The organism is Flagellimonas chongwuensis (assembly GCF_013376415.1).
GTDB classification, from domain to species: domain Bacteria; phylum Bacteroidota; class Bacteroidia; order Flavobacteriales; family Flavobacteriaceae; genus Flagellimonas; species Flagellimonas chongwuensis.
This window is the reverse complement of record NZ_WYET01000001.1, coordinates 35629-56080: the sequence shown is the minus strand read 5'-3', so window position 1 is coordinate 56080 and position 20452 is coordinate 35629. Positions and strand designations below refer to the sequence as shown.

Genomic DNA, 20452 nt, shown 5'->3' with positions numbered 1-20452 from the left:
GTAATCGATGATACAAATTTAATTCAATTGTCATTTTGAACCGAGCGAAGCAAGTGTGAGAAATCTGAAACTAGATTTCTCAATCGTCGTTACCCTCCTCATATCGAAATGACCTCCTTACGTCATGCTGAACTTGTTTCAGTATCCCCCTGTCGGATGAGATTCCGTGTCGGGGCACGGAATGACAAGAGGCTTGGGATCGTTGGTTATTTGGTCAATTTAGTTATCATTCGTTGAATACGGTCCGCCAATTTCTCGTTGGACAGTTTTTCCCGCAACCTATCGGTGATAATGGGGAAGGAAAGGGGCGTGGGTTGGGAACATTGTTTCCAAACGATTTCTTGTTGCGCGATTCGCTCCAAGGCCAATCGTATACGGCCTTCTTCCAATTGATGTTCAAAGGTTTCGGTGTAGGCTTGCTGATAGAGCAGATTATCATCCTCAAAATCACGGAAAACATCAAACAGCAATTCCGAACTGCTTTGCAGGTGTTTCATTTTAATGCCTTTTTCCGGATAGCCTGTAAAAACCATGCCACTGATGACGGCAATATCACGGAATTTTCTACGCGCCATTTCGTTGGAGTTCAAACTTTTTTGAAGGTCGGATAACATGTACTCCGGGGTAAAAAGGTTGTTGTCCAAAACTTCTTGAATGTTGATTTCTCGGTCTGATAGTAGTTCAAATCCATAGTCGTTAAAGGCAAGTGAGCAAGTTATTGGTGCCAGTAAACTGATACGATAGGCCAACAAACTGCTCATGCCTTCGTGGATGGCCCTACCTTCGAAGGGGTAGAACATGTGATGATAGCCATCTCGTGTCTTAAAGGTCTCAATTAAAAATTGATGGGGCTGCGGCACTATGCTTTCCTCCCGTTGTTTGGAAAACATGGTATTCAATGCCTGGATTTCTTCCGACTGTTCCGAAAACTCCAACTCGGCGGTGTACAGCTCTTGACGCAACAATTCCGACATTTTTGCGGAAAAGCTCAATCGACCTCCCATCCAACTGGGCACTTTGTTTGTCCTTTTTGTGGAGTTGCGGACATGGGCCGCCATCCCCTTGATCCTTATAAATTCCAAATTTCTTCCAGCAAAGGTGAACACATCGCCCGGACTCAATTTGGAGATGAAATATTCCTCGATACTGCCAATGTAGCCACCTTTTTGATAGCGAACGGAAATTGTGGAATCTCCGACAATGGTTCCGATTTGAAAACGGTGCCGCATGGCCACCGCCCTGCTGTTCACTTTAAATTTGCCGTCTTCTTCAACTTCTACTTTTTTGTATTCATCATAGCTTTTAAGGCTTTGGCTACCCATCACTAAAAAATTGAGTAACCATTGCCATTGCTCATCTGAAATACCCTGATAACAAAAGGTTTGTTTGATTTCAGGATAGATGTCATCCGGATAAAATCCATCGGAAACGGCCAAAGTGGTCAAATACTGAATAAGGACATCAAAGCTGTTCAAATAGGGGATGCGGTCTTCGACTGCGTTGTTCAACACCGCTTTTTGCATGGCCGAAGCTTCGACCAACTCAATGGCGTGGGTGGGTAAAAAATAGATGACGCTTTCTTTCCCCGGTCTGTGGCCACTGCGCCCAGCTCTTTGTAAAAAACGGGCAACGCCTTTTGGACCACCAATTTGAATTACCGTTTCCACAGGTGCAAAATCCACTCCCAGGTCCAAGCTCGATGTACAGACCACAGCTTTTAGGCTTTCGTTTCTAATGGCCTGTTCCACCCAAAGACGGGTTTCTTTATTGATGCTTCCATGGTGCATGGCCATTTCCCCGGCAAATTCCGGATACTTCTCCAGTATTTTCTGAAACCAGATTTCACACTGGCTTCGTGTGTTGGTAAAGAGCAGAGTGGTTTTGCTGTTATTGATGATGGGTGCCACCTGGTCCAAAAGATGCAACCCCAAATGCCCACGCCATGGAAAGGTTTCCATTTTCTTTGGAATAATACTTTTTACCGTGATTTTTTTGTTGAGGTTGGCCTTGACCAAAACTGAATTTTCGAGTTCTGGCGATGTTGGACCCAACAAGACTTCCCGAGCTTGTTCCAGATTCCCGATGGTGGCCGATATACCCCAAATCCGTAACTCCTTGCAGATGGTTTTTAAACGAGATAAGCCCAATTCCATTTGTACGCCCCGCTTGGTGCCCAAAAGTTCGTGCCATTCGTCCACAACAATGGCGGAACAGTCCTTAAAAGTTTTTTCGTAGCCTTTGGACGATAGCAACAACTGTAGGCTTTCTGGAGTAGTAATCAATAAGTCGGGCATATTGGTGCGCATTTTTGCCCGCTCTTTTGCCGAAGTATCCCCTGTTCGAATCCCAACGGTCATTTGTGTACCTAAATCCTGGGTGATTCGCTCCGCAGATTGTTTTATTTCTTGGGAGAGTGCTCGCAAAGGAGTAATCCAGATGGCTTTTAGTCCTTTTTTGTGTTTGGTCTTGTAATCGGGATTGTTTTTGATGTAATTTAGCACTATCGGGAACCACAACGCATAGGTTTTTCCGCTCCCCGTAGGAGCATTCAAAAGACCGTGTTTGCCCTCCAAGAAAGCGTTCCAACTCTCTTTTTGAAAAGGAAAGGGTTTCCAATTTTGTTCTTGGAACCAGTTTTCGGCGATATGGAAAAGCTCTTTCTGTTTCATTTGTCTAGAGGTTCCTTCGCTTTAATCGGAATTAGTGCTTTTAAATCATTCAAAGAGTTAGCTTCTTCGATTTTTTTATCTTTTCGCCATCGCAAAATTCTGGGAAAACGTGTGGCTACACCACTTTTATGACGTTTGGATGGAGCAATACCTTCAAAAGCAATTTCAAAAACATGCTCTGGGGTAACGCTACGAACTGGACCAAAGCGGTCCAAGGTGTTTTTCTTGATCCAGGCATCCACTTGCCTAAACTCTTTATCTGTCAACCCGGAATACGCTTTGGCAAAAGTGACCAGTTCTTTTTCCCCTTCTTCGTTTTCATCCCAGAGGGCAAAGGTATAATCAGTAAAGAGGTTACTTCGCCGACCATGGCCCCGCATAGCGTAGGTGAGCACGGCATCAATGGTCAAGGGGTCCACTTTCCATTTCCACCAATCCCCTTTTTTTCGACCCACTTGGTAGGTGGAGTCGTTTCGCTTGAACATTAAACCCTCACTGTGTTTTTCTCTGGACAGTTCACGCTCTTTCGCAACTTCTTTCCAGGAATTGAATTGCATCCGTTCAGATAGAAGCAAGGGTATGGTTTCTTTGTTTGATTTTATAATGTTAGAATAAAAATCTTCCAGGATATGTCTCCGCTCCAGATAGGTCTTGTTTCTGATGTCATGTCCTTTCCACTCTAAAATATCGTAGACTTTCAATTTTACAGGAATTTTTTCCAAAAGGGATTTTGAAATGTTCTTTCTACCTATTCTCGTTTGGAGGTCTTTAAAAGTGCCGATTTCTCCTTTGGGGTAGGGTAGCAACTCACCATCCAATACCGTTCCGTTGGGAATGAATCCTATAAATGCTTCGAACTCTGGATATTTGTCCGTAACAAGTTCTTCACCACGGCTCCACACAAAAATCTCGTTATTTCTTAGGATGACCTGTGAGCGAATCCCGTCCCATTTGTGCTCCGCTGACCATTCCGATACATCCCCAAAATCAGAAACATCACCTTCAACAGCATACGCCAAAAAGAAAGGGTAGGGTTTGGAGAGGTAATCGCTCTCCTTTTCCTCTAATACAAGGTCATGAAAGCTGATGCTATTCGGATCCCAATTGCCCATTAATTTATAGGCGAGAATATCTTCTTCAATACCCGTAGCTTTTGAAAGGGCCCGTGTCATTAATTTTTGACTTACCCCAATTCTGAAACTGCCCGTAATCAATTTATTGAAGACAAAACGTTCGTAATAATCGAGTTCAGACCAATGTTGAAAAAGATATTTCTTTTTTTCGTCTTCTGTTTTGCTTCTCAAATCGATCATCTCCTGCAAAAAACGGGTCAAAGATTTATCGGAACCTTTTTCTGAAGATGGAACCACTAGGGCAATGGTCTCGGCCAAATCACCAACGATATGATAGCTTTCTTCGAACAGCCAAGTTGGGATTTTGGATAGTTCAGCGGCCCAAGTTCTTAACAAGGTTGTGTTTACAGGGCGGGGGGGTCTTCTGTGGGACAGGATGGCGATGGTCCAAACCTTGTCAGGTTCATTGGCTTCCTCAAAATATTGGGCCAGTGCTTGCACCTTGATGTTGGTTTTGTTGGTACCATCCAAAGTTTTTATGAGTTGGGCAAACTGCTTCATTCCGCTTCCGATTTTTCTGGTTCGTTTGCATTTTCTTCGGACAGTTCGCCTTCGTATTGTGTGGCTTCCGTTCTTGCATCATACCCAAGTTCCATCAAATATTTAGAGAAAATGTCGGTATAGCCATGTGTGCAAATTATTTTTTCTGCTCCGGTAGCCTGTATGGTGTTCAGTAAAGCCTGCCAATCACAATGATCGCTCAGGACAAAGCCTTTGTCTATGGCCCTGCGCCTACGGGCACCCCTAAAGGCCATCCAACCACTGGCTGTTCCGGTTACATAGGGAACCATTTTACGGATCCAGGTGCTTCCGTGTGCACTCGGTGGAGCTATAACCATGTTGCCCAAAAGTTCACTTTTCTTGGTTTCCTTGGTAATCAAGTGGGTTGGTGGTAAATCCACGATAGGCCGAAGTACTTCGGTCATGTTTTCAACAGCGCCATGGGTGTATATTTTTCCTACGGATGTATCCAAATGTTTTAGTAGGCGTTGTGCCTTGCCCAGGGAATACCCAAATAGTACGGAAGTTTTTCCTTCTGATCGGTTCTGTGCCCACCACTGGTTGATATCGTTAAAAACCTCTTGCTGCGGTCGCCAACGAAAAGCTGGAAGCCCGAAAGTACATTCGGTAATGAACGTGTCGCACTTTACCAGTTCAAAAGGTGTGGTAAGTCCATCATCTTCGGTTTTGTAATCACCGGTAAATACCCAAACTTCACCTTTGTGCTCCACCCGAATTTGAGATGATCCCACAATGTGTCCTGCTGGGTGAAAACTGAACTTTACGTTGTTTACGGTGAACGTTTCGCCCCAATTTCTGCCTGAAATGGAAACTTCTCCCAAACGATGTTGAACAATGGGAATGTTTTTATGATGTGTAATATATTTTTTGTTGCCCCACCTACTGTGATCGGCATGTCCGTGGGAAATAATCGCATTTTCCACTGGTTTCCAAGGGTCAAGGTATACGTTTGCCTCTTCACAATAGATGCCTTTGGATGTAAATTGTAACAAAGGATTTTTCATAGCAGTGGTAAATTACAAATTTCTTTTGGTGCTCTTTTTAATATTTTTATCTCTATTAAACATTTATATTTGTGCCACAAAATTTGAAATATGCCGATTTTAGACCTTTACGAGCACGGAGACCATAGAAAGAATTTGGCCCATTTTGCCACTTTGGCGAGTTTGGCTGCGGTAGATGGGGAAATCAATCCACAGGAAAAAGCCATTTTGGATAAGTTTGCCTTTAAGCTCGACATTACCGAAGAAGAATTCAAAGAGGTAATGAAAAAGGAGAACAAATATCCTATTGAGACACCTCACAGTGGCGAGCAAAGATATATGAGGCTTTTCGAATTTTTTCAGATTATCTTTTCAGACCACGATATTGATGACCAAGAGCGTAAGATAGTGGAAAAGTATGCGATTGGGCTTGGCTTTTCTCCAAAATCCGCTGCGGAGATCATTGATAAATCCATTAAGATATTTACCGGAAGAATCCCATTTGAGGATTATCACGAATTGGTGAAGCGCTAGGTCTTATTTAGACTTGGACATAAATTCTTCAGCTTTTTCAACCATTTTTTTGCTTCCACAGAAAAACGGAACACGTTCGTGGAGCTCGGTTGGCTGAATGTCCATAATTCGTTGATAGCCATCACTCGCCTTGCCATTCGCCTGTTCGGCCAAAAACGCCATGGGATTGCACTCGTATAATAAACGTAGCTTGCCATTCTGTGCTTTGCTGCTTTTGGGATACATGTAGATTCCCCCCTTGATCATGTTTCGGTGGAAGTCAGAAACCAGTGATCCGATGTATCTTGAAGTGTATGGTCGGTCGCCTTCCTCCATTTGGCAATATTTAATGTAATCCTTGACCCCCTGCGGGAAATGAATATAGTTTCCTTCATTTACAGAGTAGATTTGACCTGTTTCGGGAAACTGCATGTTTGGGTGGGATAGGTAAAATGTGCCCAATGCCGGATTTAATGTGAACCCGTTAACCCCATGCCCTGTGGTGTAGACATACATGGTGGAAGTGCCATAGATAATGTATCCAGCAGCAATCTGATTTCTGCCGGGTTGTAGAAAATCTTCCAAAGTAACAGGCGTTCCCACGGGCGTAACTCTCCTATAAATGGAGAAAATGGTGCCTACGGATACGTTCACATCAATATTGGACGAACCGTCCAAAGGGTCTATCAGAACCACATATTTGTTTTGATGCTGCTTGTCAAAACTATTAATAGTGATAAAATCATCTTCCTCTTCCGAAGCAATGCCACAAACAATTTCACGATTTTTCAGTGTCTGGATGAATTTATCGTTGGCAAGGACATCCAATTTTTGCTGGTTTTCACCTTGAATGTTGGTTTCGCCTGCCGCACCAATAATATCCACCAGTCCCGCTTTGTTCACCTCGTGGTTCACCACTTTTGCGGCTAAACGAATACCGTTGAGCAATCTTGAAAGTTCTCCGGAAGTGTACTGAAATGATTCTTGATTGGCGATGATAAATTCGCCCATGGTTAGTCGTTGTTTGTCAAACATTGGGAAGGACTGTTTTATTTACGGACAAATATCGGGCATTTTGTGAAACTACAACGTTTTCGAAGGACTTTAATTATGTAATTTTATAACTTTGAGTTTTATTTGTAACAATTATGGAGTATACAATCAGAGCGGCACGTCCAACGGATATGAAACAGGTCTTGAGCTTGATTCAAGAATTGGCAGATTTTGAAAAGGAAACTGATGCGGTTGAAGTCACGGAACAAGATCTAGTGGAACATGGTTTTGGTGATCAGAAGCTGTTCCATTGTTTTGTAGCCGATACAAAAAACGGGATTGCAGGCATCGCCTTGGTCTATCCTAGATATTCTACATGGAAGGGCCCTGCCATTCATTTGGAAGATTTAATCGTATCAGAAAGGATGCGTGGCAGTGGCTTGGGAACGGCCTTGCTCAATGAAGTTGTGAAGTATGGCGCCAGTTTGGGCGTAAAGCGTATATGCTGGGAGGTCTTGGATTGGAACGAACCTGCTATCGAGTTTTATGAGAAAAAGGGAGCGAACGTCCTAAGAGATTGGGATGTGGTTCAATTGGATGAGAAAGGAATAAAAAATTATATGGAAAGCCTAAACTAGGCCGACCAAATACAAGAATATAAAATACATGAGAGTATTTAAGTTTGGAGGAGCATCGGTAAAAGATGCAGATGCTGTAAAAAATGTAGTGAACGTTTTACAGGAGGTAGGTTACCAAGATACTTTGGTAGTGATTTCCGCGATGGGCAAAACCACCAATGCCATGGAAAAGGTGGTAGAATCATATTTTAATGATAGGGATGAGGTCAATGTCTCCATTCAAGAAGTTATCGATTACCACAATGGCATCTTGTCCAATCTTTTCCAAAACCCTAGCCATCCCGTGTACGCAGAGGTTAAGGTCCTTTTTGAAGAGGTAAAGGGTTTTTTGGCTTGGAACAAATCTCCCAAGTATGCATTTGTGTATGACCAAGTAGTGTGTTATGGGGAATTGTTGTCCACAACCATCGTGAGTGCCTACCTAAATGAAATTGGTATCGCCAATGAATGGTTGGATGTGCGAACAATGATCAAAACAGATAATAGCAATAGGGATGCCCAAGTAAATTGGGAGCGCACACAAGAAGAAGTGGTTTCCCGTGTGGATGTGTCCAAATTGAACATTACCCAAGGCTTTTTGGGTAGTGACGACAATAACTTTACCACGACCTTGGGAAGAGAAGGTTCCGACTATTCTGCTGCAATTTTGGCGTATTGTCTCAATGCGGAATCGGTTACTATCTGGAAGGATGTTCCGGGCGTGTTGAATGCCGACCCTAGAAATTTTGAGAATGCCCAATTGCTGGACAAGATATCATACCGAGAGGCCATTGAGCTTGCGTTTTACGGAGCATCGGTAATTCACCCAAAAACACTGCAGCCTTTGCAGCGCAAGGAAATACCCTTGCATGTAAAATCTTTTGTAAATCCAAAAGACAAGGGAACTACAGTTGGTAAGGGAAATGGCATTGAACCAAAGGTTCCCTGCTTCATCGTAAAGAAAAATCAAGTACTCCTAAAACTTTCCTCTTTGGATTTTTCATTCATAGTCGAGGATAACATTAGTGAAATCTTCAAACTGTTCTCTGACCATCGACTCAAGGTTGACTTGATTCAAAATTCGGCCATTAGTTTCTCGGTTTGTTTGGACAATAAGTTCAGGGGATTGCCACCTTTATTGGAAGAACTTAAAAGAAAGTTCAAAGTGGTGTGCCACGAGGACGTTTCCTTATATACCATTCGTCATTTTAACGATGAATCCGTCAAATCCCTTCAAAATGGAAAGTCGGTTTTAGTGGAGCAAAGAGGTAAGGAAACTGTTCAATTGGTTGTAAAATAAGGGCTTAGTCTTAACAACTATGTAAAAAGAGCTCTTAGGTTTATTTTCTATCTTTACAGGTACCTAAAAACTTTTTCTATGGGTTTGGTTTCTGCTAAAGAGGTGGCGAAGGTCATCCACTTGGACAAATATGGCTTTTTGGGCACGTTTGTGGGATGGCTTTTGATGAAAGCCACTCGAATTAGCACCATCAATAGATTTTACGATAAGAACAAAGACCTGTCCGGTCCCGAATTTTTGGACGCTATTCTCAATCACTATGAAATTGATTTTGAGATTCCGGAGGAGGATTTAAAAAGGCTTCCCAAATCCGGTCCGTATATCACTATTAGTAACCATCCCCTGGGTGGAATCGATGGCGTGTTGTTGCTCAAACTATTGTTGAACGAACGACCCGATTATAAAATAATCGCCAATTTTTTATTGCATAGGATAGAGCCATTGAAACCCTATATAATGCCCGTTAATCCTTTTGAAAACCACAAGGATGCCAAGAGCAGTATTGTAGGTTTCAAGAATGCGCTAAAGCACCTTCGGGATGGTCATCCATTGGGTATTTTCCCCGCCGGAGAAGTATCTACCTATCGAGATGGAAGATTGGTGGTGGACCGGCCTTGGGAAGAAGCAGCCATAAAATTGATACGAAAGGCCGAAGTGCCAGTGGTACCTATTTACTTTCATGCCAAGAACAGTAGGTTGTTTTATCGATTGTCCAAAATTGACGATGTTTTCCGAACGGCAAAATTGCCTTCCGAGCTTACCTCACAGAGCAGACGGCCCATTAAGGTGAGAATAGGTCAGCCCATTCCGGTAAACACCCAAAATGAGGAAGAAACTTTGGAAGGTTTCGCCGAACTGCTTCGCAAAAAAACCTATCTGCTGGCCAATGCTTTCGAAAAAGAACGGTTTATCGATAAAGTCCCGACCTCACTTAAAATCCCGAAGCCACCTAAAAAAATAGCTTCTGCCATTAGTAAGGAGGTGTTGAACGGTGAGATAGAAAAACTTAGGGAAAAGGATTGTCGCATGCTGCAAAGCAAGAACTACGAGGTGTTTTTGGCCCAAGCCAAGGATATGCCTTTTTGCTTGAACGAAATCGGTCGTCAGCGTGAGGTTACTTTTAGAGAAGTGGGAGAGGGGACCAATAACGCTATCGATTTGGATAAGTTCGACTCCTATTATCATCATTTGTTCTTGTGGGACGATGATTCCAAAGCAATCGTGGGAGCCTACCGAATGGGATTGGGGTCAGAAATTTTCAATAAATATGGGATCGACGGTTTTTACCTCCAAGACCTTTTTCGGTTCGAGCCCGAACTTTATGGTATGATGGAGAAATCCATCGAGATGGGTAGGGCTTATATTGTGAAGGAGTATCAGCAAAAACCCATGCCGTTGTTTCTACTTTGGAAAGGCATTGTGCATACGACTTTGAGACACCCCGAGCACAGATATTTGATTGGAGGGGTTAGTATAAGTAACCAGTTTTCGAACTTTTCAAAGTCATTGATGATAGAGTTCATGAAATCGAATTATTGGGACCCTTATGTGGCACAATATATTAGGCCCAAAAAGGAATTTAGGGTAAAGCTAAAGGATGCCGATAAGGAGTTTGTGTTCGATGAAACCCAGGCCGATCTTAATAAGTTCGATAAATTGATAAGCGAGGTTGAACCAGGTAGCCTGCGCTTGCCGGTCTTGATCAAAAAGTACATCAAGCAAAACGCCAAAGTGGTGGCATTTAATGTAGATCCGTTGTTCAATAATTCCGTGGACGGATTAATGTACATACGAATCGCAGATTTGCCCGAGAGTACGGTTAAGCCGGTTATGGAAGAGTTTCAGGCTGAGCTGGAACGCAAGATGGCCGAAGGAAATGGTACGGCAGAGGAAGATTAATCTATCCCGACCCGGCTGCTCCTTCTTTCGAACAGAAGATTATCCTTCCATACCCCATGGATTCTTCCAACACGTTCCCGTTTTCCAATATAGCGGAAACCTACTTTTTTATGAAGCTTAATACTTGGAGTGTTCTCTGGAAAAATACCGGATTGTATGGTCCAATATCCCGCTTTTTCACTTTCTTCGATTAAATGCTGCATTAGTAACTTCCCAACCCCTTTGCCGCGACTCTTTTCCGAAATGTAGACGCTTACCTCGGCTACACCACCATAAACGCAGCGACTGGAAACAGGGGATAGGGCCGCCCATCCCATAATTGAGCCATTGTTTTCAGCTACCAAACGACATTCTTGGGTATGGGCATTGTCCCACTGTTCATAAGAGGGCGTCTTGGTCTCAAAAGTGGCAAAGCCCGTTGCTATTCCTTCCAAATATATAGTGGAGACGGCATCCCAATCCGAAGGTTTCATGGTTCTGACAATCATATTGAAGTGTTATTAATTGCAATATTACGATGAATGTATGTTTAAAAAAAGCCAGACTATATCTGGCTTTTAAAAAGTTGTTATAAGCTTTTGAACCAATCTTGAAAGTACTCTCCTACCAAAAACACTGGTTTTTTGGTACCGTTAATGGCTCCTATCAAACTTATAATCCACAGTATTAATGGTAATATCCATGCAAAAAAGTTGATTATAGGGATAATGCTCAATACCACTCCAAGCAAACCAATTCCTAAAGTTTGTCTAATGTAAAAGGAACCTATTTCTGTTTTATTGCTGCTATTCATAATGAGGGCGATAATCCAACCAATTAAGGTAAGGTGAGCTACAATTGCCACTGTTTTTCCACTTTCAGGATTTGCAGGGTCGAATGCTTTGTTCACATCCTCCTTGAAATCTTTAGCGGCTTCTTCGGCCCTGTCTCCAAAGTCTTTTTTTTCTTCTGACATGTTTATTTAATGTGTTGGTTAATGAAGGTTAAATGTAGCAAATAATTCAATAGCTACAGAAATGCTTTATCAACAGGTTCCCATAGTTCCAACTTGTTTCCCTCGGGGTCCAATATCCAACCGAATTTACCATAGTCGTACTCTTCTATTTCTCCGACTACGGTAACCCCTTCTTTTTTTAGAACTTCGAGTAGTTCCACCAAATTTTCCACTCTAAAGTTCATCATAAATTGTTTTTCGCTGGGTTTAAAATACTCCGTTTTCTCGTCCATCGGACTCCACTGGGTGGAACAATCGTTTCCCTCTTTGTCCTTCCACCAAAATGTACAGCCATATTGATCCGTGTTCAGTCCTAGATGGTTTTTGTACCATTCTTTAATGTGGTTGGGGTCCTTGCTCTTAAAGAAAAATCCTCCTAATCCTGTAACTCTGTTTTTCATGGTTTTTTAGTGTTTTTTTCATACAACGCAATCCACTCTTGGGGAGTTATTTTTTGACAAAGAGCGGCTATAAGCTGATAAGGAATTGTATTGATGTTCTTAAAGCGGATACAGCTTTTCCCCATATCCAATTTTGTTTTTACGTGTTTGGGATATTCGCTCACAAACCAATCGTGCACATTTGGGTCGGCATAGATTCCTGAATGATAAAGGGCCACAAAGTTTTTCTGTGAGGCAATATTTATGAAAGGAAGGGGCAAGGTGGGGTCAACATGATATCCATCGGGATACATGGAGTGCGGAACAACAAACCCAATCATCCCATAGTTGATGCATTCCTCAAATCCGGTGGGCAAATTCTGTTTTACGGTGTCCCGAAGTTTGGAAACTGCCTCCTGCCGTTCAACGGGAAGCTTTGCTATGTATTCGTCCGGTGATTTGGCATCAATCGTCATATCTGGTAAATTTTAAAAAACTACCAGAGCCAAAAGCTATTGGATGGCTTATAAAGTTAACAAAATCTTTCTTTGACTTTGTCAACAATTGTCTGGGCCAATTTTTCTTTGCTTTCCACGGTCCAACCCGCAACGTGGGGCGTAAGCAAAACGTTTTTGGCTTTACGCAGATATTTAAATGCCTTAGGCTTTTGGGCGAACATATTTTCGAAGGACTTTTGTTCATATTCCAGAACATCCAGTCCGGCACCGAGCACTTTTCCAGATTTAAGGGCTTCTACAAGGTCTTTGGTCACCACGCATTTTCCGCGTGCAGTGTTCAATAACCAAAACGGCTTATGGATTTTTTCAATAAATTCAGAATTTACCATGCCGATGGTCTGCTCGGTCTGTGGAACGTGCAGGCTAATAACATCGGAGCGCTGTTGAAATTCCATTATTCCTACCTGGCGTGCATTTTCATCACCTACACCACCAACAATATCGTAACAGATGACCTCTACATCAAAACCACGTAGTTTTTTGGCAAAAGCCTTGCCCATATTTCCGTAGCCTATGATTCCGACAGTTTTACCATCCAGTTCAACGCCTCTGTTCTGTTCACGTTTCCACTTTCCCTTTCTTACTTGACGGTCGGCCTTGCCCATATGGTTCATTAGGGAAAGTAACATGCCCAAAGCGTGTTCTCCCACAGCATTTCTGTTGCCCTCGGGGGCAGATGCCATGAATATATTTTTGTATTTGGCGTAGTCCGTGTCAATATTCTCCAAGCCAGCGCCCACTCTTCCTATAAATTTAAGATTGGTGGCTTTTTCCAGAAACTGCTGGTCTATAGTAAACCTGCTACGGATGATGATGCCATCGTACTCGTGGATTTTCTTTTCTACTTCCTCTTTGGTGGATGTGTAATCTTCGTGATTTTCGAACCCCAGCTCGGCAAATTGTTCAATGAGCAACGGGTGATTGGTATCTAAGTGGAGAACTTTCATGGGGGCAAATATACAACACCTAGATTTTTGGATAGTGGGTTTGAGTTTTTTCGTGTTGCACCTTTCCTGTGTGGGCGGTAGTCATTTTTTCAAAAAGAAGGACATGGACTTCTTCACCGTTCTTGGTCATCGGGTTGTGTTCTACACCTTTTGGTACCACAATGAGCTCACCTTCGTTCACAACCTCGGTCCGGTCATGGAATTGCATGTAAAGTGTACCCTTGATAACTTGAAACAGTTCATCTTCATTTTCGTGGGCGTGCCATACAAATTCTCCTTGGAGTTTGGCCAAAAGCACCTGCATATCATCAACAATGGCAATTTGATGGGGATGCCATTGTTTGGTGAATTCGGCGTGTTTTTCTTTTAGGTTGATGGATTTCATATTATGAAAAGTAAAAAGTTAGGTCAAATGTCAGAAATCCAAAAGGATTTTTTTAATAAGTGAAATTTGGCCAAGATGATAATAACTATGTTCGATAACGCCCTCAATATTTCGTTGATAGGTGCCATATTTTTCATGAACAAATGGTTCGTCAAACATTGAATCTTTCATTAATTCAACACGTTCAATAAATAGCTTTGAATTGGTCACAAAACTTTCGACCAGTTCACTCCATTCTTTTTCTGAATGAATGGGAGGCATATCAAAGCTGAACTTGTCACGAATTTCTAGATTTCCACCCAGAAACACTTGCGTTATTCCTTCAAGATAATAGTTTAGGTGATAGGTAAGCAGAGCTATGGTATTTAACGAACCGACTTTTTTAGTTGCCTGCTTCCAGGTTACACTTTTAATTTGCTCTTTTACATTGGTTTGAGCTATCCATTTTCCATCCAGAAGAACTTCTTTCAATCTGGAAGACATAAATTCACTTCTAGTATTCATTGATTTGTCTATGATAAAGGTTTAAATCCCCAAAATCATCTTTGCTATCCAAAAGTAGATCAGGATTCCAAAAATATCGTTGCTGGTTGTGATGAAGGGCCCAGTGGCAATCGCTGGGTCAATATTTCTTTTGTGAAGGAACATGGGGACAAAGGTCCCTATCAGACCAGCGACCACGATCACGACCACCAGGGACAATGAAATGGCCAAAGCGGTGGCAAAAGAGCCTTTCCAAATCCATGTAAAAAGCAGTAACAGCATTGCAAGAATAAAACCATTCAAAAGAGCTAACAGCATTTCTTTTAACAAATGGGTGCTCACACTTCCTTTAAGGTCATCGTTAGCCAGACCTTGCACTACAATAGCACTGGATTGCACCCCGACATTCCCAGCCATTGCGGCAATCAATGGGGTGAAAAAGAACAATACGGCGTGCTTGGAGATCATATCTTCAAAGGTTCCCATAATGGCCGCTGCACTTAGACCACCCAATAGGCCAAGAATCAACCAGGGCAAACGGGCGCGCGTGAGTATCCAAATACTATCGTTTACTTCAACATCCTGCGAGATACCTGCTGCCATTTGGTAATCCTTGTCGGCCTCCTCACGGATTACGTCCACAATATCATCAATGGTAATTCGGCCTACCAATCGTCCTATTTCGTCTATCACCGGAATGGCCTCCAAATCGTACTTGGACATGATCTTTGCCACTTCTTCTCCTTTTTCGTTTACATTTACCGAATCAACCTTGGGAATATAGATGTCCTTGATGTGGCTTTTGGTAGAAGCTGTAAGTAAATCTTTAAGGGAAAGACGTCCCTTTAGCTTGCCTTCGTCATCTACCACATATATGGAATGTACCCGGGTCACGTTTTCTGCTTGGGCCCGCATCTCCTTGACACAATTGGTCACGGTCCAATTCTCGTCGACCTTTACCAATTCCTTTGCCATAAGACCACCCGCGGAATCTTCCTCGTAACGTAAAAGGTCCACAATGTCCTTGGCGTGTTCGCGGTCCTCTATTTCGGAGATTACTTCTTGAACAAGTTCTTTGGGAAGTTCGTTGATGATATCTGCTGCATCATCCGTATCCAGTTCCGAAAGCTCACCGGCAATTTCCTTGGCCGTAAGGTTTTTAAGTACGGCCTCCCGGATATCCTCATGCATTTCGGCAAGGATGTCCGAAGTTTTTTCACTGTCCAGTAACTTGATCAGGTAGGTAGCTTCCTCGACCTCCATTTCGTCCGCTATTTCCGCTATATCGGCATAGTGGAACTCCTTCATCATTAATTGAAGTTCGGCGTCCTTGTTCTCGGCGATCAGTTCCCTGATCTCTTCCAAAAGTTCGTCTGTGAGTTTAAACGGGGTCATCGGCTATCTTTTGTGTCAACGTTACAAAATCAACTACACTAAGCTGTTCAGGGCGTTGATCAAAGATAGCATCTTCTTTTAGATTATCGGAGAGGTTAAAGATTTTAAGACTGTTACGAATGGTTTTTCGTCTTTGGTTGAACGCTGTTTTCACCACCTTAAAGAAAAGTCGCTCGTCGCAAGGGAGGTTGAGTTCTTTTTTTCTTGTTAGGCGAAGTACTCCCGAATCCACCTTTGGTGGAGGGTCAAAAACCCCAGGTGGTACCGTGAACAGGTATTCGGCATTATAATACGCCTGGACCAGTACGGAAAGAATCCCGTAGGTTTTGCTTCCAGGTTCTTCGCAGATACGCTTGGCGACTTCTTTTTGGAACATGCCCGAGAACTCGGGTACCTGTTTTCGCATTTCCAACATTTTAAATACGATCTGGCTGGAAATGTTGTAGGGAAAGTTACCGGTAATCGCAAATTGTTCATCACCGTACAAATTGGAAAGGTCAAACCTTAGGAAATCGGCCTCAATGACATTCAAGCGACTGTTTTGTTTTAAAATGGCGGCGTGCTCCAAGGGAAAACTGTGATTGAGGTAAACGATGGATTCGTCATCCAAGTCCATTGCCACCAAATCCAAATCGCGCTGCAAAAGATATTTGGTGAGCACCCCCATTCCGGGGCCTATTTCCAATACGTTTGTGTACCCTTCCAAAGACAGGGTCTGCGCAATTTTCTGTGCAACGGTTTCGTCTTTAAGAAAATGCTGCCCCAAATGCTTTTTTGCCTTTACGGCACTATCCTGCTGCACATACTTATTTTTGTGGGAGGCGTCATTCGAGTACTTCTTTTTCTTCTTTTTGGACACGTATGGTTTTTTTGCAAGTTAGTTGGAATTTTCGATATAGATCCAAGCTTCGTCCCCGGATTCCAGAGGAAATTTTTGGCGTTTGTAAGCATTGGTTTCGTAAATATCCGCCTTTTTTAGGTCAACCTCGTTCACTTCGTAGGCCACACCGACTACTTTATCTTCCGGATTGTTGGTGTTGATAACCAAAGGATAACGGCCATAAACGGCATTTTCCAATTTTTTAAAACCCAACGCGACATCAGCTTTTCCATGGAGCAATCGGCCAAATATGTATTGCTGTACTTGATGGTCCTGAAGGGTTCCGTAGGAAAATAAATAGTCCAATAGCTAAGGTATTTGTTGGCTGATAACTTCCAATTCTGTTCTAAAGGCAACGAATTTATTAGGGAACATTCGCTGCGCCTGGGCACGTAAATGTTCTGCGTCTTCTTTGTAATAGGCTTCCAAGGTATCCCTGCCCTGCGTGGTGTATTGTATCGAATAGGTTATTCCGCCCATATCTTCCTCTACCAACACCTTTACCATTTTGGCATGCGAAAATTTTCCTGTTGCCAGCATGTCGGGTATGTGCTTATCCTTCATCCAGTCCAACCATTGTTCGTGAACACTTTCATCTATGTTGATGGTAACGTTGTAAATGAGCATGTGCCTTTGTTTTATTGGGCTAAAGTAGGAAAGAATTAGTTAATGGCATCTCCACGGAGCCTTCTAAAATTCTTGCGGGCCTGGGGGAAGTAATAACTATCCTGATAATTATAGATGATTTTCTCGTAATGACTTTTTGCCTTTTCGGGCTCGTTCAAGACATTTTCATATAGTTCTCCAAGGGCAAAGTGGGCGTCGTCGGCCAAAATGCCATCAGAATAGAACTCTACTATTTTTTGATAGTTGAACTCGGCACTTTCATAGTTTTTCTGTTCTGCTAGCAATTCGGCCTGTTTCAACAAAGCTTCGTCCTCTATTTTTTCCCCTTTATGATTTTGTAAAATATCTTCAAGCACTTCGATGGCTTCGGTACTTTTATTTTGATAGGCCAGTAAATCAGCCCTGGCATATTTTTTCAGGGCGGTCTGCGTGGAATCTTCCCGAGAATTATCTGAAATCAGCAAACTTAGTTGCATGGCATCGTTGGCAATAAGCTGGGAGGTGGAACTGCGAAGCACCTTTAATTGGGTAAGGGCCCAGTCAAAATCACCTTTGTAAAAACTGGTCTGGGCCACCTTAAAGCGGGCATCTTGGCCAAGTACATCGTTTTTGACACTTTTTTGTACCTGTGTAAAAAGGATAAGGGCCTCATTGAACCTTTGGTCGAATACCAAGATATCCCCAAGCGCCAATTTTACATAGGCCATGATCATCCGGCCCATGGGAAGTTCCAAGCTTTCCTTGAGCATGGCAATGGCCGGTTCGGGCTCTTCTTTTTTAAAAGTTAGAAAGTTGGCGTAGGCAATCTGCAACTGTAGGGTAGTACTTTGATTACCATACTCTTCCACTAGGTCCTCGAACTTTTTTTGTACATCTTCCAGGACCTTTTTCGTTGGGTTTTCCAGTGCAATATCTATCAGGTTGAGTTCAGCATTGAGCCGAGTTCTTGGGTTTTCGGTATTGTCAACGATATAATTGTAAACCTCGTTGGCCGTTTCCCAATCCTTGTCATCCAAAGCTATGCTTCCCAAGTTTTCCAAGCGGTCCATAGATTGCCCTTCGCTACGTTTGTAGATGGCCTTTTCTTGACCAAAGGCACTATTGTATTGTTTTTGTTGAACAAAAAGCCAGCTCAACAGTTCGTTCCACAAAATATCCGGAGCTTTTTGCGCATTTTGAAGAAGCACCTTTCGCAACAGTACATTATTTTCGTTGGAGGGGTCCTCGGAGATGAAATCATCGATATTTCGGAGCACATTGGCACGTGAAGTACGACCTTCCCAAATTAGATTGAGATAGGATTGATACATTTTTGCGATATCGCCCTGTTCTCCATAAATGCGAGCCAACTGAAAATCGTAGTTAAGGTCCGGCTTTAGTTCCATTGCCTTGGTATAGGCCTGAATGGCATATTCCAGCAAAGCATATTTTTGGAAACGGTACCCAACACTGTATCCATAGTTGGGGTTATCCTCAATCTTGTTGATGGCCCTATCGTAATAAGTATTGGCCTTTTCTTCTTCGTTTTTTAGGGTGAAATTGTAGCCCAGCTCTATATAAAAAGTGGGAAAGGCGTAACTATCCTCTATTTTTTCCAAAAGGAATGCTTCGGCATCATCGTAACGTTCCAATTGTTGATAGCAGGCCACTAGGCCCTCGGCATAATCCGTGCGTCTTGGATTGGTTTCTACCAATTTTTCATAGAACACCAATGCTTTCTCGTAATCGCCATCCTGAAAGTATTGTTTGGCCAAGAAATCTTCTTGGGCCGTTCCAATAAAACTGGATATCAGGAGTATAAGAAATAAAAGATGTCGCAATAGCTTGTTTTATTTCAAATATAACGCAGAAATGTGGGGGATTCTGTTAACCGAATCCAAATTAATGGTTTAAAACCTTAATCGATGATGTCAAAACCGCAATAGGGAACCAGTACGTCAGGTATTTTTATACCTGCATCGGTTTGATAGTTCTCCAAAATTCCGGCAAGTACCCTTGGCAATGCCAAAGAACTTCCGTTCAGGGTATGGGCCAATTGACTTTTTCCGTTTTCATCCTTGTAGCGAAGCTTCAAGCGATTGGCCTGGAAGGTCTCAAAATTGGAAACGGAACTAATTTCCAGCCAGCGATCCTGTGCTGTGGAGAATACTTCAAAATCGAAGGTTAGGGCAGAAGTAAAACCAAGATCTCCTCCGCAAAGACGCAAAATACGGTAAGGTAATTTTAGTTCGCGAAGTATATTTTTTACATGTTCCACCATGTCATCCAAAGCTTGGTATGAATTATTGGGATGTTCCAATCGCACAATCTCGACTTTGTCGAACTGGTGCAAACGGTTCAAACCGCGAACGTGGGCCCCATAACTTCCTGCTTCGCGACGGAAACAAGGAGTGTAGCCTGTGTATCTTATGGGAAAATCACTTTCAGCCAATAAATCGCCACGGTGCAAATTGGTAACGGGTACTTCGGCTGTTGGGATAAGATACAAATCATCTGCCTGCACATGGTACATTTGCCCTTCCTTGTCCGGCAACTGACCTGTTCCATAGCCAGAATCTTCGTTCACCATAAGCGGCACTTGCATTTCGGTGTAACCTGCTTCGGCATTTTTGTCCAAAAAATATGAAATGAGGGCACGCTGTAAACGTGCTCCTTTTCCTTTGTATACGGGGAAACCTGCCCCGGTTATTTTAACGCCGAGCTCAAAATCGATGATGTCGTACTTTTTTGCCAATTCCCAGTGAGGAAGTGCTCCTTCGGACAAAGTTGGGATATCGCCTTCCTTGAAAATTTCTTCGTTGTCCTCCTCCGTGCTGCCCGCTGGAACGGATTCGTGGGGCACGTTTGGAATCAGATACAATTGCTGCTGAAGTTCATCGGCAGTGGTATTGAGGTCATCACCCAAGGTTTTGGATGTTTCTTTAAGTCCAGCAGTCTTTTCTTTTAGGGCATTGGCTTCCTGTGCTTTTCCTGTTTTGAAGAGCATGCCAATTTCTTTGGAAAGCTTATTGGATTCGGCCAAGGTCGCATCCAGTTCGGTTTGGATGGAACGTCTTTTTTCGTCGAGTTCCAAAACCTTTGATAGCATAGGTTCTGCATCGATGTTTCGCTTTTTTAGCGCGGTAATGATACTTTCCTTGTTTTCCCTAATGTTCTGTATTTGAAGCATGGCCTTGTTTTGAGCCGCAAATTTAATTTAATCTGTAGAAGTGCC

General features: G+C 42.8%; 21 protein-coding genes. 4 read left to right on the top strand and 17 right to left on the bottom strand.

All coding sequences use genetic code 11. The features are described from left to right. Positions 1 to 206: 206 nt before the first annotated feature. From GUA46_RS00235 to GUA46_RS00225, 3 genes are read right to left on the bottom strand one after another with little or no spacing between them, the layout of a single operon-like run. On the bottom strand, positions 207 to 2669 hold the full coding sequence (locus GUA46_RS00235; RefSeq protein ID WP_176618824.1) for a ligase-associated DNA damage response DEXH box helicase: 2463 nt from the start codon (positions 2667 to 2669) through the stop codon (positions 207 to 209). Then, positions 2666 to 4303 carry an ATP-dependent DNA ligase gene (locus GUA46_RS00230; RefSeq protein ID WP_176618823.1) on the bottom strand — a complete coding sequence of 546 codons (1638 nt, stop codon included), beginning with the start codon at positions 4301 to 4303 and terminating at the stop codon, positions 2666 to 2668. The genes GUA46_RS00235 and GUA46_RS00230 overlap by 4 nt, the downstream gene beginning before the upstream one ends. Continuing rightward, positions 4300 to 5328: a ligase-associated DNA damage response exonuclease gene (locus tag GUA46_RS00225; protein ID WP_176618822.1), complete on the bottom strand. Its 1029-nt coding sequence runs from the start codon at positions 5326 to 5328 to the stop codon at positions 4300 to 4302. The genes GUA46_RS00230 and GUA46_RS00225 overlap by 4 nt, the downstream gene beginning before the upstream one ends. A 90-nt stretch (positions 5329 to 5418) precedes the next feature. On the opposite strand from GUA46_RS00225, the gene GUA46_RS00220 reads away from it, so the two are divergent. Next, positions 5419 to 5841 (top strand): tellurite resistance TerB family protein, encoded by a 423-nt coding sequence (locus GUA46_RS00220; protein ID WP_108245328.1) that lies wholly within the window; start codon positions 5419 to 5421, stop codon positions 5839 to 5841. Between the two features lie 3 nt (positions 5842 to 5844). Here the strand turns inward: GUA46_RS00220 and fbp are convergent, their stop codons facing one another. Next, complete coding sequence (fbp, locus tag GUA46_RS00215; protein WP_108245327.1) at positions 5845 to 6855, bottom strand: class 1 fructose-bisphosphatase; 1011 nt, start codon at positions 6853 to 6855, stop codon at positions 5845 to 5847. Between the two features lie 113 nt (positions 6856 to 6968). On the opposite strand from fbp, the gene GUA46_RS00210 reads away from it, so the two are divergent. The 3 genes from GUA46_RS00210 to GUA46_RS00200 all read left to right on the top strand — a co-directional run bounded on the left by GUA46_RS00210 (position 6969) and on the right by GUA46_RS00200 (position 10629). Continuing rightward, positions 6969 to 7451 carry a GNAT family N-acetyltransferase gene (locus GUA46_RS00210; RefSeq protein WP_176618821.1) on the top strand — a complete coding sequence of 161 codons (483 nt, stop codon included), beginning with the start codon at positions 6969 to 6971 and terminating at the stop codon, positions 7449 to 7451. 28 nt (positions 7452 to 7479) lie between these two features. Beyond that, positions 7480 to 8730: an aspartate kinase gene (locus tag GUA46_RS00205; RefSeq protein ID WP_108245325.1), complete on the top strand. Its 1251-nt coding sequence runs from the start codon at positions 7480 to 7482 to the stop codon at positions 8728 to 8730. Positions 8731 to 8808: 78 nt separating this feature from the next. After that, positions 8809 to 10629, top strand: coding sequence for a GNAT family N-acyltransferase (locus tag GUA46_RS00200; RefSeq protein WP_108245324.1), 1821 nt, complete (start codon positions 8809 to 8811; stop codon positions 10627 to 10629). Here the strand turns inward: GUA46_RS00200 and GUA46_RS00195 are convergent. The 13 genes from GUA46_RS00195 to serS form a co-directional block, all read right to left on the bottom strand. After that, positions 10626 to 11117 carry a GNAT family N-acetyltransferase gene (locus tag GUA46_RS00195; RefSeq protein WP_176618820.1) on the bottom strand — a complete coding sequence of 164 codons (492 nt, stop codon included), beginning with the start codon at positions 11115 to 11117 and terminating at the stop codon, positions 10626 to 10628. The genes GUA46_RS00200 and GUA46_RS00195 overlap by 4 nt on opposite strands. 80 nt (positions 11118 to 11197) lie before the next feature. After that, positions 11198 to 11584 (bottom strand): YtxH domain-containing protein, encoded by a 387-nt coding sequence (locus GUA46_RS00190; RefSeq protein WP_176618819.1) that lies wholly within the window; start codon positions 11582 to 11584, stop codon positions 11198 to 11200. A gap of 53 nt (positions 11585 to 11637) precedes the next feature. Beyond that, on the bottom strand, positions 11638 to 12024 hold the full coding sequence (locus GUA46_RS00185; RefSeq protein ID WP_108245321.1) for a VOC family protein: 387 nt from the start codon (positions 12022 to 12024) through the stop codon (positions 11638 to 11640). Beyond that, a complete protein-coding gene (locus GUA46_RS00180; protein WP_108245320.1) occupies positions 12021 to 12479 on the bottom strand; it encodes a DUF1801 domain-containing protein in 459 nt (152 codons plus the stop codon). The genes GUA46_RS00185 and GUA46_RS00180 overlap by 4 nt, the downstream gene beginning before the upstream one ends. A 56-nt stretch (positions 12480 to 12535) precedes the next feature. Further along, entirely contained in the window at positions 12536 to 13468 is a 933-nt protein-coding gene (locus GUA46_RS00175) for a 2-hydroxyacid dehydrogenase (RefSeq protein WP_176618818.1), read from the bottom strand. A gap of 19 nt (positions 13469 to 13487) precedes the next feature. Beyond that, on the bottom strand, positions 13488 to 13853 hold the full coding sequence (locus tag GUA46_RS00170; protein ID WP_176618817.1) for a cupin domain-containing protein: 366 nt from the start codon (positions 13851 to 13853) through the stop codon (positions 13488 to 13490). A gap of 30 nt (positions 13854 to 13883) precedes the next feature. After that, positions 13884 to 14357, bottom strand: a complete 474-nt coding sequence (locus tag GUA46_RS00165; protein ID WP_176618816.1) for a DinB family protein — start codon at positions 14355 to 14357, stop codon at positions 13884 to 13886. A 21-nt stretch (positions 14358 to 14378) separates the two neighbouring features. Further along, positions 14379 to 15731, bottom strand: a complete 1353-nt coding sequence (gene mgtE, locus GUA46_RS00160) for a magnesium transporter (protein ID WP_176618815.1) — start codon at positions 15729 to 15731, stop codon at positions 14379 to 14381. Continuing rightward, complete coding sequence (rsmA, locus tag GUA46_RS00155; RefSeq protein ID WP_108245317.1) at positions 15718 to 16590, bottom strand: 16S rRNA (adenine(1518)-N(6)/adenine(1519)-N(6))-dimethyltransferase RsmA; 873 nt, start codon at positions 16588 to 16590, stop codon at positions 15718 to 15720. Before rsmA ends, mgtE begins: the two co-directional genes overlap by 14 nt. An 18-nt stretch (positions 16591 to 16608) precedes the next feature. Next, entirely contained in the window at positions 16609 to 16917 is a 309-nt protein-coding gene (locus GUA46_RS00150) for a gamma-glutamylcyclotransferase family protein (protein WP_108245316.1), read from the bottom strand. A 3-nt stretch (positions 16918 to 16920) separates the two neighbouring features. Beyond that, positions 16921 to 17238, bottom strand: a complete 318-nt coding sequence (locus tag GUA46_RS00145; RefSeq protein WP_108245315.1) for a DUF4286 family protein — start codon at positions 17236 to 17238, stop codon at positions 16921 to 16923. 35 nt (positions 17239 to 17273) lie between these two features. Next, the gene (locus GUA46_RS00140; protein ID WP_229418408.1) at positions 17274 to 19058 is read right to left on the bottom strand and encodes a tetratricopeptide repeat protein; all 1785 of its coding nucleotides are present in this window, start codon (positions 19056 to 19058) and stop codon (positions 17274 to 17276) included. Positions 19059 to 19135: 77 nt separating this feature from the next. Then, positions 19136 to 20407, bottom strand: a complete 1272-nt coding sequence (gene serS / locus GUA46_RS00135) for a serine--tRNA ligase (protein ID WP_176618814.1) — start codon at positions 20405 to 20407, stop codon at positions 19136 to 19138. Positions 20408 to 20452: the final 45 nt, after the last annotated feature.

Bases quoted from the DNA above. Each gene is read 5' to 3' on its own strand.
- GUA46_RS00235 (WP_176618824.1), bottom strand. From the start codon at position 2,669: ATGAAACAGAAAGAGCTTTTCCATATCGCCGAAAACTGGTTCCAAGAA.
- GUA46_RS00230 (WP_176618823.1), bottom strand. From the start codon at position 4,303: ATGAAGCAGTTTGCCCAACTCATAAAAACTTTGGATGGTACCAACAAA.
- GUA46_RS00225 (WP_176618822.1), bottom strand. From the start codon at position 5,328: ATGAAAAATCCTTTGTTACAATTTACATCCAAAGGCATCTATTGTGAA.
- GUA46_RS00220 (WP_108245328.1), top strand. From the start codon at position 5,419: ATGCCGATTTTAGACCTTTACGAGCACGGAGACCATAGAAAGAATTTG.
- fbp (WP_108245327.1), bottom strand. From the start codon at position 6,855: ATGTTTGACAAACAACGACTAACCATGGGCGAATTTATCATCGCCAAT.
- GUA46_RS00210 (WP_176618821.1), top strand. From the start codon at position 6,969: ATGGAGTATACAATCAGAGCGGCACGTCCAACGGATATGAAACAGGTC.
- GUA46_RS00205 (WP_108245325.1), top strand. From the start codon at position 7,480: ATGAGAGTATTTAAGTTTGGAGGAGCATCGGTAAAAGATGCAGATGCT.
- GUA46_RS00200 (WP_108245324.1), top strand. From the start codon at position 8,809: ATGGGTTTGGTTTCTGCTAAAGAGGTGGCGAAGGTCATCCACTTGGAC.
- GUA46_RS00195 (WP_176618820.1), bottom strand. From the start codon at position 11,117: ATGATTGTCAGAACCATGAAACCTTCGGATTGGGATGCCGTCTCCACT.
- GUA46_RS00190 (WP_176618819.1), bottom strand. From the start codon at position 11,584: ATGTCAGAAGAAAAAAAAGACTTTGGAGACAGGGCCGAAGAAGCCGCT.
- GUA46_RS00185 (WP_108245321.1), bottom strand. From the start codon at position 12,024: ATGAAAAACAGAGTTACAGGATTAGGAGGATTTTTCTTTAAGAGCAAG.
- GUA46_RS00180 (WP_108245320.1), bottom strand. From the start codon at position 12,479: ATGACGATTGATGCCAAATCACCGGACGAATACATAGCAAAGCTTCCC.
- GUA46_RS00175 (WP_176618818.1), bottom strand. From the start codon at position 13,468: ATGAAAGTTCTCCACTTAGATACCAATCACCCGTTGCTCATTGAACAA.
- GUA46_RS00170 (WP_176618817.1), bottom strand. From the start codon at position 13,853: ATGAAATCCATCAACCTAAAAGAAAAACACGCCGAATTCACCAAACAA.
- GUA46_RS00165 (WP_176618816.1), bottom strand. From the start codon at position 14,357: ATGAATACTAGAAGTGAATTTATGTCTTCCAGATTGAAAGAAGTTCTT.
- mgtE (WP_176618815.1), bottom strand. From the start codon at position 15,731: ATGACCCCGTTTAAACTCACAGACGAACTTTTGGAAGAGATCAGGGAA.
- GUA46_RS00145 (WP_108245315.1), bottom strand. From the start codon at position 17,238: ATGCTCATTTACAACGTTACCATCAACATAGATGAAAGTGTTCACGAA.
- serS (WP_176618814.1), bottom strand. From the start codon at position 20,407: ATGCTTCAAATACAGAACATTAGGGAAAACAAGGAAAGTATCATTACC.